Origin of the sequence: Streptomyces sp. Y20, assembly GCF_043195475.1 — a bacterium.
GTDB lineage: Bacteria > Actinomycetota > Actinomycetes > Streptomycetales > Streptomycetaceae > Streptomyces.
Window position 1 is genome coordinate 719,759 of record NZ_JBIDDP010000002.1, and the last position, 14,896, is coordinate 734,654.

The window sequence follows — 14,896 nt, forward strand, 5'->3', positions numbered from 1 at the left end:
GGCTGATGATCTGATCGATCGGGGCCGACGCGACGGCGCCGGCAGGTATGGAGGCAACGGGGGATGGGCTACACACTGCCCAACTGGCTCGACGAGGTCCTGGACTTCATCGGGATCAACTTTCCGAACGTGGACGAGGACGACTACCGCGAGATGGCGGACGCCATGCGCGAGTTCGCGGACAAGTTCGAGGGCCACGGCGGGGACGCCCACGCGGCGTTCTCCCGGATCCTGTCCTCCTCCGAGGGCTGGGCCGTGGACGCGATGGAGGCCCACTGGAACAAGGTCAAGGCGAGCCACCTGGAGAAACTCCCGGAACTCGCACGGCTCTTCGCGGACGCCTGTGACGTCCTCGCGGAGATCATCTTCTGGATGAAGACCAAGGCCGAGGCCGAACTGGCCCTCATGGCCGGGTCGGTGGGCCTGTCCATCGGGCTCGCCTGGGTGACCGGAGGCCTGTCGGCGGTGCTCGGCGCGGCCGAGATCACCGCGATGCGGCAGGCGGTCAAGCGGATCCTCGACGAGGCCGTGGACCGGATCGTCGACGAGGTGATCGCCAAGGTCACCGAGCCGGTCAACGCCAAGCTGGAGGCGATGGTCGAGGACATGGTCCTCGACCTGGCCGAAGGCGCCTTCTCCATGCCGCCCGCCGACGGCGGCGGGCACGGGGGCGGCAGGCACGGTGGGATGCAGCTCGCCTCGGCCGGTGCGCCCGCGTCCTCCGGCGCCTCCGGCGGCGGAGGGGTCACCAGGATCGACCACCTCGAGTTCGAGGACGGCGCGGGCAAGGTCTCCCGGCACGGCGGTGAGCTGCACACGGCCGCGTCCTCACCCCTGGGACGGGTCAAGGGGGCGTTCGGCCGGAGCAAGGGCCGCGACCCCTTCACGCGGGTCTTCGACAGCGTGCTGCACGGTGCGATCACGGGCTCGGAGAAGGCCCTGAAGAAGATCTCCCACCACATCACGGAAACCGTCCCCGACCGGGTGAAGGCCACCTCCCGCCTGCACAAGGGCATCGACCTCGACGTCCGCGACAGGCTCGACGCCATCGACGGCCACAAGAAGGGCGGCGGCGACGGCGACGGACACACCCGCCTGGACGGCATGGGCAAGCGCCTGCCCGGATCGCTGAAGGACGCCCTGGCCATGTCGCGCGAGAAGAGCGTCGCCCTGACCCGGCGCCGTTGCAAGACCGACCCGGTCGACGTCGCGAGCGGGGAGATGGTGCTGTCGCAGACGGACCTGGGCCTGCCGGGCGTCCTGCCGCTGATACTGCGGCGCACCCACATCTCCGGTTACCGCTACGGCCACTGCTTCGGACCCAGCTGGGCCTCGACGCTGGACGAGCGCCTGGAGCTGACGGGCAGCGGCGCGGTCTGGGCACGCGAGGACGGCTCGCTCCTCGTCTACCCCCGGGTGCCGGCCTTCCCGGACGATCCGGTCGAGCCGGTCGAGGGTGAGCGCGTTCCGCTCACGTACGTCGAGCGGAACGCGCTCGGCGAGGTCACCTACGCGACCACCGACCCGTACTCCGGTCACCTGCGCCGGTTCGTCGGCAGCCCTTACACCTCCGGTGGTCTGTACTGGCTCACCGAGATCGAGGACCGCAACGGCAACGCCGTACAGATCGTCCGTGACGACGAGGGCCTGCCCGCGGCCGTCGTCCACGACGGCGGCTACGACGTGCGGGTGACCTGCGACCGGACGAACGGCCGCGTCGCGGCCCTCCGGCTGCGCACCGCCGACGGCCCGGTCGCGGTCGCCTCCTTCGACTACGAGGACGGCGACCTGAGCGCGGTCACCTCCTTCTCCGACACCGTCGCGCTGCGCTTCACCTACGACGACCAGCACCGGGTGACGTCGTGGACCGACCGCAACGGCCACACCTACGCCTACGTGTACGACGCGGCCGGCCGGGTCGTGCGGACGTCCGGTCCGGACGGCGCGCTCTCCTCGCGCTTCGCGTACGACACCGCCGAGCGCGTCACCCGGTTCACCGACTCGACCGGCGCCGTCACCGTCACCCGGCTCAACGCGCTCGGCCAGACCGTCGCCGAGACCGACCCGCTCGGCCACACCGTCCACTTCGTGTGGGACCGCCACGACAACCTGCTGGAGCGCACCGACCAGCTCGGCAACACCGCCCGCTTCACCTGGGACGAGCGGGGCAATCTGACGGGGATCCGGTACCCGGACGGCACGGAGTCGACCACCCGCTACAACGGCCTCAACCTGCCGGAGGAGGTCACCGGGGCCGACGGCACGACATGGCGCCAGGCCTTCGACGAGCGCGGCAACCGCATACGGATCACGGCGCCGGACGGCACCGAGACGCACTTCTCCTACGACGCGCGCGGCGCGCTGCGCAGCCTGACCGATCCGACCGGCGCGACCGAGCACCTCACCTGCGACGCGGCAGGTCTCGTGCTCTCCCGCACCGACGCCCTCGGCCACACCGCGTCCGTGGAGCGCGACGCCTTCGGCCGGCCCGTCCGCGCCACCGCCCCCGGCGGCGCGACCACCCTCCTGGAGTGGCTTCCCCAAGGGTGGCTCGCCCGGCGCGTCGCACCGGACGGCGCGGAGGAACGCTGGACCTGGGACGCGGAGGGCAACTGCACCTCGCACACCGGACCGACCGGCGCCGTCACCCGCTTCGAGTACACGCACTTCGACCGGCTCGCCGCCCGCACCGGCGCGGACGGCGCCCGGTACTCGTTCGCGTACGACACCGAGCTGCGCCTCACCGAGGTCCTCAACCCACAGGGACTGCGGTGGAGTTATACCTACGACCCGGCCGGCAACCTGACGTCCGAGTCCGACTTCGACGCACGCACGGTCACGTACGAGTACGACCCGGTGGGCCGGCCCGTCGCGCGCACGACACCGCTCGGCACCCGGATCACCAGCGAGTACGACGTGATGGGCCGCGTCACCGTGAAGGACGTGGCAGGCCGGCGCACCCGCTGCACGTACGACGCGGCCGGTCGCGTCAGCTCGCTGACCTCACCCACCTCCACACTGACCCTGGAGCGCGACCTGATCGGCCGGGTCGTCGCCGAGACCGTCGACGGGCGCACCACCCGCTTCGGCTACGACGCCGCCGGACGCCGCACCACCCGCACCACGCCCACCGGCGCCGTGGCACGATCGGCCTATGACGAGGTGGGCAACCGCACGGCGCTGCTCGCCGACGGCCACACCCTGACCTTCACCCATGACGCGTGGGGCAAGGAGCTGACCCGCAGCTTCGGAGCCGCCGAGGCACCGGTCACCCTCACCTCGGGGTGGAACGAGATGGGCCGACTGACCTCGCAGCTGCTGACCGCCGGCGGCCGGACCCTGCGCGCCCGGGCGTACGGCTACCGGGCCGACGGCTGCCTGGAGCGAATATCCGACGAACTGAGCGGTACGAGCCGCGGCTTCGGCCTCGACCCGGTCGGCCGCCCCCTGAGCGTCACGGCGGAGAACTGGTCGGAGGCGTACGCGTACGACCGCGCCGGCAACGAGATCAGTGCCCAGTGGCCCGACCGGGCCGCGCGCACGGAGGGCCGCGGTGAGCGCACCTACGAGGGCACCCGGGTCCTGACCGCCGGTCGGGTCCGCTACGCCTACGACGCCGCGGGCCGCACCACCCTGCGTCAGAAGACGCGGCTGTCGAAGAGACCGGACACCTGGCGCTACACCTGGGACGAGGAGAACCGCCTCGTCGCCTGCGTCACCCCGGACGGCACCCGGTGGACGTACGCGTACGACCCGCTGGGGCGGCGCACGGCCAAGCATCGCCTGGCCGACGACGAGCACACCGTCGTGCACTCCGTCCACTTCACCTGGGACGGCACCCGGTTGGCCGAGCAGACGGACACGGCCCACCACATCACCACCACTTGGGACTACGAGGGCCACCGGCCGCTGACCCAGCTCGAACGCCGCATCGGCCCCGGGCAGGAGCCGCACGACGAGGTCGACGCCCGCTTCTTCGCGATCGTCACCGACCTGGTGGGCGCACCCAGCGAACTCGTCGACGAGCGGGGCGTGATCGCCTGGCGCGGCCGGTCCACCGTCTGGGGCGCCACGAGCTGGAACCGGGACGCGACGGCGTACACACCGCTGCGCCTGCCCGGACAGTACGACGACGCGGAGACCGGCTTCTACTACAACTACCAGCGCCACTACGACCCGGACACCGCACGCTACGCCAGCCCCGACCCGCTCGGCCTCGGCCCGGCGCCCAACCCGGTCGCGTACGTCACGAACCCGCACACCCGGATGGACCCCGAGGGCCTCATAGCCAAGGGGTGCACGGAGAACGGCGGCTGGTACAGCGGCCTCCAGCCCGCGAACCTCCTGGACGACGACAAGAACCGCGTCAATCCCGTCGACCAGGAGATCAACCACATCCCGGCGAAGGCGTCGTACTCCCATCTCGACATGCCCGGGTTCCGGACGAACAAGAACGGGGGCGGCGCCGGCATGGGCCCCGCGATCCGTATGGACGCCGCGGACCACCGGGAGCTGACGAGCACGGGCTCAAGCAAGGAGAGCGACGCGTGGCGTGCGAAACAGCGGCAGTTCATCGACGCCGGGCGCTGGGACGAGGCCATGAAGATGGACATCGACGAGATCCGTGAGCTGTACGGCGACAAGTACGACACCCACATCAAGGACATGGTCGACAGCCTGAAGAACAACAGGAAGTTCCAGGCCATGCTGGAGAAGAAGGGCTGGACGATAAACTACGACATCCTGAAATGACGAGCCGGGACAAACCGAGGGGTTGGCGATGGATCTGGTACTCGACCCGCCGCGCGGAGTCGCGCCGATCCTCCTGGGCATGACGCTCGACGAGGCGCTCGCCGCGGTGCCCGGCTGGGGCGAACCCCGCGTGCTGCGCCGTCCGAGCCGGAACTCGGCGAAGGCGTCCTGGACCCTCGACCACGTCGGCGTGCAGGCCTTGGCCGAGGGCGGCACCCACGTCACCGCGATCGAGCTGTGGTGGCCCGGTGAGGGCCGCACATCCGGCACGCGCGTCCTGCTCGACGGGGACGAGGTGTTCACCACTCCCGCCGAGGACCTCTTCCGGCGTGCCGCCGGCCGGGGCTGGACGGTCGACACCTCGCAGCCGGAGTACCCCGTGATCCCCGGGGTGTCGCTCGGCTTCACCCGGCAGACCTCGCAGGAGGTCGAGCGGGACGCCGACGGCCTGCCGAGGTACGTCACCTCGGTCCTGGTCGGCGGCGCGGACTACTACGACTACCGGTACACCCAGCGGGGCTGATCCTGTCGACTGAACGGTCCACGTCCCCCGGCGCTCGGGGACGCGGTGCCGAGAGCGCGCCGGGAGTCCCCGTGCGCCCTCAGCGCGTCGCCAGCTCCAGCAGCATCGGCTCGGTCACCGCCCGGTCGGTCACCGTCTCCTCGGTGACCGACCGTGCGTTCCGCCACAGCCACGCCACGTCCCGCCCGAAGGACCACACCAGCGACCCCAGGGCCAGCAGCACGATCGCGAGGTCCGCCGGAAGCGGCAGCACTTCCGCGCCCGCCACCAGCAAGCAGATCCCCTGGAGCGCGGCCACCGTCTTGCGGGCGAAGGACAGGGGCAGGGGGGCGTTCAGCCAGGGGGCCAGCCGGGCCGCGGCGACGAACGCGTAGCGCATGCCGCCGATCAGCAGCACCCACGGGCCCAGGCGCGTGGACACGTACACGCTCAGCACCAGGATGAGGAACGCGTCGACCTCCATGTCGAACCGCGCGCCCAGCGCGGAGGACGTGCCGGTGCGGCGGGCCACCTTGCCGTCCACGCCGTCCAGCAGCAGCGCCACGGCGGTCAGGGCGGCCAGCAGGGTCACCGGGGGCGCGCCCTCGAAGGAGTCCGCGACCAGCGCCGTCACCCCGCCGACCAGGGTCGTCCGGCCGAGAGTGACCCGGTTGGCGGGACCGAAGGAGCTGAGCCGGGAGCGGTGCAGGGCGCGGGAGAGGACAGCCCAGGTGGCGAACGCGAAGGCCAGCCCCGTCAGCCAGCCGGCCGGCCCCATGCCGATCACCGAGCCGAGCAGGGCCAGCAGCAGGATCTGCACGCCCGCTCCCACAGCGGTCTCCTGCTGGAGCCTCGCGTCATACGTGTTGTTCAGGGCCACCGCACATCCTCCGGCCGAGTGACAGAGTCGATCAACGCCGCGTACTCTGCGCGGCCTGTGCACATCTCGGTACGTGAACAACTTCCCGATCGTTCAGGAGGATGCCGATGAACCGGTCGGCCCGCGCTTTCTGGCTCCGCTCGCCCGGCCAGGGAGAGCTGCGCGACGTCACCCTCACCGGACCCGCCGACGGCGAGGTCCTGGTGCGCACGCTGTACTCCGGGATCAGCCGGGGCACGGAGACGCTCGTCTTCCGCGGCGGAGTGCCCGCGAGCCAGCACGCCGCGATGCGGGCGCCGTTCCAGGAGGGCGACTTCCCGGGCCCGGTGAAGTACGGCTACCTCAACGTCGGCGTCGTGGAGGAGGGGCCGGCCGAGCTGACCGGGCGTACCGTCTTCTGTCTCTATCCGCACCAGAGCCGTTACGTCGTTCCGGTGAGCGCCGTCACCGTGGTACCCGATCGGGTGCCCGCCGAGCGGGCCGTGCTCGCCGGCACCGTCGAGACCGCCGTGAACGCCCTGTGGGACGCGGCACCGCTCATCGGCGACCGGATCGCGGTGATCGGCGGCGGCATGGTCGGCTGCGCGGTGACCGCGCTGCTCGCCCGCTTCCCGGGCATCCGCCTCCAGCTCGTCGACGCCGACCCCGGCCGCGCCGAGACCGCCCGGGCTCTCGGCGTGGACTTCGCCGCGCCCGCCGACGCCCTCGGCGACTGCGACCTCGTCGTGCACGCCAGCGCCACCGAGGCGGGCCTCGCCCGGGCCCTGGAACTCCTCGCCCCGGAGGGCACCGTCGTGGAGCTGAGCTGGTACGGCGACCGGAGCGTGGCCCTGCCGCTCGGTGAGACCTTCCACTCCCGCCGGCTCACCGTGCGCAGCAGCCAGGTCGGCACCGTCTCCCCGGCCGCCCGGGCCGGCCGCACCTACGCCGACCGGATGGCGCTCGCCCTGGACCTGCTCGCCGACCCGGCGCTGGACGCGCTCGTCACCGGGGAGAGCGCCTTCGAGGAACTGCCGTCCGTGCTGCCGCGGCTGGCCTCCGGCGGGATCGAGGCCCTGTGCCACCGGATCCGGTACACCGACACGGTCTGACCTGAGAAAAGAGTGAGTCACGGCTGAACACGGGGAAGCGAGGAGCCGTACTACACCACATCCCCCGGCGGGCAAGGGCGGGGGACCAGACGCGCCGCACCTGGAGGGTCGTCCGTTGTTCAGCATCACCGTCCGCGATCACATCATGATCGCCCACAGCTTCCACGGCGAAGTGTTCGGACCCGCGCAGCGACTGCACGGCGCCACGTTCCTCGTCGACGCGACGTTCCGCCGCGAACAGCTGGACGAGGACAACATCGTCGTCGACATCGGTCTGGCCACGCAGGAACTGGGCGCCGTCGTCGCCGAACTGAACTACCGCAACCTCGACGACGAACCCGACTTCGCCGGCGTCAACACCTCCACCGAGTTCCTCGCCAAGGTCATCGCCGACCGGCTCGCCGACCGCGTCCACCGGGGCGCCCTCGGGGAGGGTGCCCGGGGCCTGCACGGCATCACCGTCACCCTGCACGAGTCGCACGTCGCCTGGGCGAGTTACGAGCGTCACCTGTGACCGACCTGACCGTGCGGCCGGCCCGCCTGACGTACGTCCCCGCGCAGCACACCCCCGCCGAGAACGCCGGAATCATTCCCATGTCCCTGCGCACCGTGCACTTCGTGATGCCGGGCGGCGTCGACGACCCGGCCGCGCCCAGCGGCGGCAACGCCTACGACCGCCGGGTCTGCCTGGACCTGCCCGGCTTCGGCTGGCAGGTCACCCGGCACCCCGTCCCCGGCACCTGGCCCCACCCGGACGGCGCCGCCCGTGACCGGCTCGCCCGTACCCTGCGGGACCTGCCGGACGACACCGTCGTCCTGCTCGACGGCCTCGTCGCCTGCGGCGTCCCGGAGACCGTTCTCCCCGAGGCCGGACGCCTGCGGCTCGCCGTCCTCGTCCATCTGCCGCTCGGCGACGAGACCGGCCTGGACCCGGCCGTCGCCGCCGGCCTGGACACCCGCGAGCGGACGGTGCTGCGGGCGGTGCCCGCGGTGATCGCCACCAGCGACTGGGCGGTCCGCCGGCTCGTCTCCCACCACGGACTCGCCCCCGCCCGGGTGCACGTCGCCGCGCCGGGCGCCGACATCGCGCCCCTCGCCCCCGGCACCGACGGCGTCTCCCGGCTGCTCTGCGTGGCCGCCGTGACCCCGCGCAAGGGCCAGCACCGCCTGGTGGAGGCGCTCGCGACGGTACGGGACCTGCCGTGGACCTGCGAGTGCGTCGGCGGCCTCGGCAACGACCCCGCGTACGTGACCCACCTGCGCGAGCTGATCGCCCGGCACGGTCTCGGCGACCGCCTGCACCTGACCGGCCCGCGCTCCGGCGCCGCCCTGGACGCCTCCTACGCCGCCGCCGACCTGATGGTCCTCACCTCCTACGCCGAGACGTACGGCATGGCGGTGACCGAGGCCCTCGCCCGCGGCATCCCGGTCCTTGCCACCGATGTCGGCGGCCTGCCCGAGGCCGTCGGCCGCGCCCCCGACGGCGGAGTGCCCGGCATTCTCGTCCCGCCCGAGAACCCGGCGGCGCTCGCCGCCGAACTCCGCGGCTGGTTCGGCGAACCCGACGTACGCCGCCGCCTCAAGGCCGCCGCGCGGAGCCGCCGCGCCGCGCTCGACGGCTGGGCCACCACCGCCCGCAGCCTGGCCGGAGTCCTCCAGCGACTCCCCGAAGCACCGAGGACGACGCCATGACCCGCCCGGACACCGACACCAGTGCAGGTGACAAGGGGGCCGAAGGGGCCCGGGGCGCGGTCATCGCCGGGGCCGGGCCCGTGGCCCGGGCCGGTGAGCGGGCCACCGTACGGCTGCGCGACGGCGACCCGGAGGACGGCCCGCGGTACGCGCCCGAGTGGCTCCAGCTGCGGGAACCCGCCGACGCGGCGGCTCGCGCGGCCGGCCTGCTCGACCCGTTGCGGACCCGGCTGGCCGAGGGGCCGCTCACCGCGGGCGGACTCGCCGTGCACGACCTGGGCTGCGGCACCGGCTCGATGGGCCGCTGGCTCGCGCCCCGCCTCGACGGGCCCCAGCACTGGATCCTGCACGACCGCGACCCCTACCTGCTGCACTTCGCCGCCGTCGCCTCCCCGCGCTCGGCCGCCGACGGCAGTGGCGTCACGGTCGAGACCCGGCGCGGTGACGTGGCCCGGCTCACCCCGGACGCGCTGACCGGAGCCTCGCTGGTGACCGCCTCCGCGCTGCTCGACGTCCTCACCCGGGAGGAGATCGAGAACCTGGCCGACGCCTGCGCCGGCGCCGGCTGCCCGGCCCTGCTCACCCTCTCCGTCGCCGGCCGCGTCGAACTCACCCCGGCGGACCCGCTCGACGCCGAGATCGCCGACGCGTTCAACGCCCACCAGCGGCGCGGCGGGCTGCTCGGCCCGGACGCGGTCACCGTGGCCGGCGAGGCGTTCGCCGCGCGCGGGGCGACGGTCCGGGTGGACCCGAGCCCCTGGCGGCTCGGTCCCGGGGAGGCCGCGCTGACCGGGCAGTGGCTGCGCGGCTGGGTGGGCGCGGCCGTCGAGCAGCGGCCGGAGCTGCGGGACCGCGCCGAGCGCTACCTGGACGCCCGGCTCGCCGCCTGCGCGGCCGGTGAGCTGCGAGTCACCGTCCACCACACCGACCTGCTGGCGCTGCCCCGGCCGACGGGCGGCCCCGCATGAACGCGCGGCCGGCCCCCGCGGCGGGCGCCGGCACCCGCGCCCGTACGACACCCACGGCCCCGGCCCGCCCCCACCCCCATGTGACCGACGCGCACCCCGCGGGCACACACCCGCACCCGCACCCGCACCCGCACCCGGCGCCACCTGCCCCGGCCCGCTCTGTCGAGGCGCCTCCCGCGGGCACGCCCGGCACTGCCCCGGCGCCGGCCCCCAGCGCCGGGTCCGGCGGCATCCCGGCACCCGCCCCCGCACAACCCCCCACCCTTCGGCGCCGCGGCGCACGCCTTCTGCGGAGTCAGGCCGGGACCTGCGTCGGCTCGGTCATCCTCGGTGTCCTTCTGTGGCGGCTCGGTACCGGTGTGCTGGTGGACGGGCTGCGGCGGATCGACGCGGTGACGGTGCTGGCCGCGCTGGGCATCGGCGCGGTCACCACGGTGTTCAGCGCCTGGCGCTGGCAACTGGTCGCGCGCGGACTGCGGTTGCGACTGCCGCTCGGTGCCGCCGTCGCCGACTACTACCGCGCGCTGTTCCTCAACGCGGCGCTGCCCGGCGGCATCCTGGGCGACGTGCACCGGGCGGTACGGCACGGACGGAGCGCGGGGGACGTGCGGCGCGGCGTGAAAGCGGTCGTCCTGGAGCGGGTCGCGGGGCAGATCGCGATGGCCGTGACCGCTGCGGTGGTGCTGCTCACCCTGCCGTCCCCGGTGCGCGCCGAGGCCCGCGCCTTCGCCCCGCTCATGGCGCCGGCCGTGGCCGGCGCGCTCGCCGTCGTCGTCGCCGTCCGGATGAACCGGGCGCCGGGCGGCCGGGGCGGTGCGCTGCGCCGGGTGCTCGGCGAGGCCCGCCGGGGCCTGGCGTCCCGGCAGAGCGGGCCGGGGGTCGCGCTGTCCTCCGGGGCCGTCCTCGCCGGGCATCTGCTGATGTTCGTCGTGGCGGCCCGCGTCGGCGGCTCGGCCGCACCCGTGGCGGTGCTGCTGCCGCTCGCGGTGCTCGCCCTGCTGGCCATGGGCCTGCCGGTGAACGTCGGCGGTTTCGGCCCCCGCGAGGGGGTCACCGCGTGGGCGTTCGGCGCGGCAGGCCTCGGCGCGGACACCGGGGTCGCGGTCGCCGTCGTCTACGGCGTACTGAGCTTCGTCGCGAGTCTGCCGGGCGCCGCCGTGCTCGTCCTGCGCTGGTACGAGGGTCTGCGCGGCCCGGCCGCCGCGCGGGAGCCCGGCCCCGCACCGGACACCGGACACCTGCCGGCCGGGGCCGCCCCCACGGGTACCGGCCGGCAGGCCCCCGCGCCCGGCTACTCCCGTCCGGTGGCCGCGGTGAGCAGCGCGAAATACGGTGCGAAGGATTCCGTGAGGCTCGCCAGGAGTTCCTTTCCCTTTTCCGCCGAACCCAGGGAGGGGCGGCCGATGACGCCCGATTCGGTATAGGCGGACATTCCCACGGTGAGTAGATGACGGCGGTCGTCGGCGGTGAAATCGGCCGACTCGTTACCAGGGCGGACGAATTCGGGGTGAGCGTGCAGCAGAATCGATGTCTCGATCTCTCCCGCGTGCATGTCGGTGAGCAGCGAGGTGACCACCCCGGCCTGCTCCCGCGCGTCCTCCCAGTCCTCGCCGGCGGGGAACAGCGCCATCCGTTCGCCCCTCGCGGAGGCCTCCTGGACGACGTTGCCGAGCACGTAGTTGCCGCCGTGTCCGTTGACCACGACGAGCGCGTCGACGCCGGAGCGGCGCAGCGACGCCGCGATGTCGGTGATCACGGCGTGAAGGGTCACGGCGGAGATGCTGACGGTTCCCGGCCAGGCCGCGTGCTCGTGCGAGCAGGAGAGCGTCACCGGCGGAAGGAGATGCACCGGGTACGCGGCGGCGATCTCCCGGGCCACGGCGCAGGCGACCAGCGTGTCGGTCGCCAATGGCAGGAACGCACCGTGCTGTTCGAAGCTCCCGACCGGAAGGACGGCGACCTGTGCTGACGCGCCCGCCCCCCGCGCCCGTACGTCCTGCGTGGTGTCCGTCGGCATCACGCCGCTCGCCACTTCGTATGCCGCTGCGCGCGCGCCCGAACCACTCATCTCGTCCACGGCCTTTCGTCTCTGCATAGGAATCAGATCATGACAGAAAACACCGGCGTCAACATCGGCGTACTCGGCAAGAAGTCCCCGCCGCGGTCGGGTGCGGAGCGCGTCGTGAATGCGCCGCTGCCCACGGTGTACGGGCAATTCCAGGCGATCGGCTATCTGGACCACGACCGCGGTGACGAGCAAGTGGCTCTGGTGCACGGTGAGATCGGCACCGACAGCGTGCTGGTGCGGCTGCACTCGGAGTGCCTGACCGGGGACGCGTTCGGCTCCCGGCACTGCGAGTGCGGCGATCAGCTGGAGGCCGCGCTGCGTGCGGTGGTCGCCGAAGGCAGCGGCATCGTCGTCTACTTGAGGGGGCACGAGGGCCGCGGCATCGGCCTGCTCGCCAAGTTGCGGGCGATGGCCCTCCAGGCGGAGGGCCTGGACACGGTGGAGGCGAACCTCGCGCTGGGCCTGCCCGTCGACGCCCGGGACTACGGCGTCGCCGCGGAGATCCTGCGCGACCTCGGGGTGCGCTCGGTGCGGCTGATGTCCAACAACCCGCGCAAGCGGGAGGCGCTGATGCGCCACGGCATCCAGGTGGCCGAGCAGGTGCCGCTGCTGATCGAGCCGTGCGAGAGCAACATCACCTATCTGCGGACCAAGCGGGAGCGGATGGACCACCATCTGCCGCATCTGGACGCCGTCGCCCACGGCTCGTGACACCCGGGAAGGGTGCCGCCCTCGGAACGGGACCCCCGCCGCCGGCCCCGGCTCGCCGGGCCGCCGGCGGTCAGTCCGCCAGCGCCTCGTGCGCCAGCCGCCGCAGCTCGGGGAAGACCTTCAGCGTCTTCGGGCGTACCTGGCTCATGAACTGCACGGTCAGGTCGTGGGCCGGGTCGACCCAGAACGCGGTGGTGGCCACGCCGGTCCAACCGTAGGTGCCCAGGTGGGACGGCGCCGGGGTGCGGGCGGGGTCGACGACCACGGAGACGTTGAAGCCGAACCCGAGGCCGTCGTTGCCCGGTTCCCGGTGGACCGGGGCGCCGCAGGAGCGGATGGTGGCGCCGCCCGGCAGGTGGTTGCGTGTCATCAGGGCCACCCATCGCGGCAACAGCAGTCTTGTGCCGTCCAGTTCGCCGCCCCGGCGCAGCATCTCCATGAACCGGTGGAAGTCGTGCGCGCTGGAGACCAGGCCGCCGCTGCCGGACAGGAACCGGGGCCGGCCGCGCACCGGCAGTCCCGGCACCGGCTCGATGCCGCCGTCGTCCGTCTCGCCGTACAACTCGGCCAGCCGGCCGGCCTGTTCCGGCGTGACGTGGAAGCCGGTGTCGGTCATGCCGAGCGGGCCGAGGATCCGGTCACGGAAGAACGCGTCCAGCGGCTGCCCGGAGACGACCTCGATCACCCGGCCCAGCACGTTGGAGGCGACCGAGTAGTTCCACTCGGTGCCCGGGTCGGCCTGGAGCGGCATCCGCGCGTACAGCTCGACGGTCTCGGCGAGCCCGGCACCGGGGGGCACCGAGTACTCCAGGCCCGCCTCCCGGTAGAGGGCGTCCACGGGGTGGCGGTGGTAGAAGCCGAAGGTCAGGCCGGCGGTGTGGGTGAGCAGATGCCGGATCAGGACGGGGCCGGCCGCCGGCCGGGTGCGCACGCCGGCACCCGCCCCGCCCTCGTACACCCGGGGGGCGGCGAATGCGGGCAGATGGCGGTCCAGGGGGTCGTCCAGGGACAGCCGGCCGTCCTGGGCCAGCAGCAGCACCGCGACCGCGGTGACGGGTTTGGTCATCGAGTAGATCCGCCACAGGGTGTCCGGCTCGACCGGCAGCCCGGCCGCCACGTCCCGCAGTCCGTACGTGGTCAGGTGGGCGACACGGCCGCCGCGGGCCACGGCCACCAGGTAACCGGGCAGGCGCCCCTCGTCGACGTGGCGGGCGAAGTGCCGGTCGAGGCGGTCCAGGGCCGCGGCGTCCAGGCGCGCTTCCTCCGGTCCGACGTCCTGCCGCAGCTGTGCCATCGCGCTCTCCTCCGCTCGCGCCGCCGTCCCGGGCGCGGCCCGGCGGTCTTCCTCCGGGGGCGCGCCCGCTCCTCATCGTCGCGCAGGACCGTCCGAGGGGGCCGGCTCGCCCGGGAGAACCGGGGACAGGGGCGACACCGGGCAGCGCGCGGGCCGGCGGCACAGCACGCACGGCCACCGGCACGAGCAGCGCCGGCCCGGCCTCCGCGCCCCGAACGCGGTCGGCCCCGGCCGCACCGACGGCGGGCCCGGCGTTCAGCGCGGTCTGCTGCGAGCCGCCCGCCGCTGAGGCCCCGCCGAACGGTGACGTGGGTGGCCGCCACCATCACCGCGCCGTACCGCGGCCCGGCAGGGCGAGCCCGCACACGAGGGCGGCCGCCGCGGCGCCCCCGGCCGGCACCAGGCCCCCGGGCGCGAGCATTGTGGCCCCGGCTTCCGCCTGCCGGGAATGCGCGCACCGCCGCCGCGAGTTGATCCGGATATGACTCAGGACACCCCGCAGGACGCGCTGCTCGCCCTGCTCCGCGAAGGTCACGGCGGCGTGCTGGTCACGCTTCGCCGCGACGGCCGTCCCCAGCTGTCCAACGTCAGCCACGCCTACGATCCGGACGAGCGGGTCATCCGGATCTCGGTCACCGACGACCGGGCCAAGACCCGCAACCTGCGCCGCGACCCGCGTGCCTCGTACCACGTGACCAGCGGCGACCGCTGGGCGTACACCGTCGCCGAGGGCACCGCCGAACTGACGCCGGTCGCCGCCGACCCGCACGACGCGACCGTCGAGGAACTGGTCCGGCTCTACCGGGACGTCATCGGCGAACACCCGGACTGGGACGACTTCCGGGCCGCCATGGTGCGCGACCGCCGCCTGGTCGTACGGCTGCGTGTCGAGCGGGCGTACGGCGTCCCCCGGAGCTGACCGTGGGCCGTACGGCCGG

General features: G+C 73.5%; 11 protein-coding genes and 1 pseudogene. 9 read left to right on the forward strand and 3 right to left on the reverse strand.

Annotation, left to right across the window (positions count from 1 at the left end):
• Window positions 1-63: 63 nt before the first annotated feature.
• Together ACGFT1_RS08110 and ACGFT1_RS08115 are read left to right on the forward strand one after the other, a co-directional pair.
• Window positions 64-4,752 (forward strand): DUF6531 domain-containing protein, encoded by a 4,689-nt coding sequence (locus ACGFT1_RS08110; protein ID WP_373908183.1) that lies wholly within the window; start codon window positions 64-66, stop codon window positions 4,750-4,752.
• A 28-nt stretch (window positions 4,753-4,780) separates the two neighbouring features.
• Window positions 4,781-5,275 carry a hypothetical protein gene (locus ACGFT1_RS08115; RefSeq protein WP_373908184.1) on the forward strand — a complete coding sequence of 165 codons (495 nt, stop codon included), beginning with the start codon at window positions 4,781-4,783 and terminating at the stop codon, window positions 5,273-5,275.
• A 79-nt stretch (window positions 5,276-5,354) separates the two neighbouring features.
• Here ACGFT1_RS08115 and ACGFT1_RS08120 read toward each other — a convergent pair whose 3' ends face one another.
• Window positions 5,355-6,134: a CDP-alcohol phosphatidyltransferase family protein gene (locus tag ACGFT1_RS08120; protein WP_373908185.1), complete on the reverse strand. Its 780-nt coding sequence runs from the start codon at window positions 6,132-6,134 to the stop codon at window positions 5,355-5,357.
• A gap of 107 nt (window positions 6,135-6,241) precedes the next feature.
• Here ACGFT1_RS08120 and ACGFT1_RS08125 point away from each other — a divergent pair, with 107 nt between their 5' ends.
• The 5 genes and pseudogenes from ACGFT1_RS08125 to ACGFT1_RS08145 form a co-directional block, all read left to right on the forward strand.
• The gene (locus tag ACGFT1_RS08125; protein ID WP_373908186.1) at window positions 6,242-7,225 is read left to right on the forward strand and encodes a zinc-binding alcohol dehydrogenase; all 984 of its coding nucleotides are present in this window, start codon (window positions 6,242-6,244) and stop codon (window positions 7,223-7,225) included.
• A gap of 115 nt (window positions 7,226-7,340) precedes the next feature.
• Window positions 7,341-7,739, forward strand: coding sequence for a 6-pyruvoyl tetrahydropterin synthase family protein (locus ACGFT1_RS08130; protein WP_373908187.1), 399 nt, complete (start codon window positions 7,341-7,343; stop codon window positions 7,737-7,739).
• Entirely contained in the window at window positions 7,736-8,917 is a 1,182-nt protein-coding gene (locus ACGFT1_RS08135) for a glycosyltransferase family 4 protein (RefSeq protein ID WP_373908188.1), read from the forward strand. Before ACGFT1_RS08130 ends, ACGFT1_RS08135 begins: the two co-directional genes overlap by 4 nt.
• A complete protein-coding gene (locus ACGFT1_RS08140) occupies window positions 8,914-9,885 on the forward strand; it encodes a class I SAM-dependent methyltransferase (protein WP_373908189.1) in 972 nt (323 codons plus the stop codon). Before ACGFT1_RS08135 ends, ACGFT1_RS08140 begins: the two co-directional genes overlap by 4 nt.
• Window positions 9,882-10,976, forward strand: a pseudogene (locus ACGFT1_RS08145) (lysylphosphatidylglycerol synthase transmembrane domain-containing protein); the annotation flags it as partial. The gene ACGFT1_RS08140 and the pseudogene ACGFT1_RS08145, both read left to right, overlap by 4 nt.
• 200 nt (window positions 10,977-11,176) lie before the next feature.
• On the opposite strand, the gene ACGFT1_RS08150 reads toward ACGFT1_RS08145, so the two are convergent.
• A complete protein-coding gene (locus ACGFT1_RS08150) occupies window positions 11,177-11,953 on the reverse strand; it encodes a creatininase family protein (RefSeq protein ID WP_373908248.1) in 777 nt (258 codons plus the stop codon).
• A 39-nt stretch (window positions 11,954-11,992) separates the two neighbouring features.
• Here ACGFT1_RS08150 and ribA point away from each other — a divergent pair, with 39 nt between their 5' ends.
• The gene (ribA, locus tag ACGFT1_RS08155) at window positions 11,993-12,664 is read left to right on the forward strand and encodes a GTP cyclohydrolase II (protein ID WP_373908190.1); all 672 of its coding nucleotides are present in this window, start codon (window positions 11,993-11,995) and stop codon (window positions 12,662-12,664) included.
• Window positions 12,665-12,734: 70 nt separating this feature from the next.
• Here ribA and ACGFT1_RS08160 read toward each other — a convergent pair whose 3' ends face one another.
• Window positions 12,735-13,958: a serine hydrolase domain-containing protein gene (locus ACGFT1_RS08160; protein WP_373908191.1), complete on the reverse strand. Its 1,224-nt coding sequence runs from the start codon at window positions 13,956-13,958 to the stop codon at window positions 12,735-12,737.
• A gap of 481 nt (window positions 13,959-14,439) precedes the next feature.
• Here ACGFT1_RS08160 and ACGFT1_RS08165 point away from each other — a divergent pair, with 481 nt between their 5' ends.
• Window positions 14,440-14,877: a PPOX class F420-dependent oxidoreductase gene (locus ACGFT1_RS08165; protein ID WP_373908192.1), complete on the forward strand. Its 438-nt coding sequence runs from the start codon at window positions 14,440-14,442 to the stop codon at window positions 14,875-14,877.
• Window positions 14,878-14,896 lie beyond the last annotated feature (19 nt).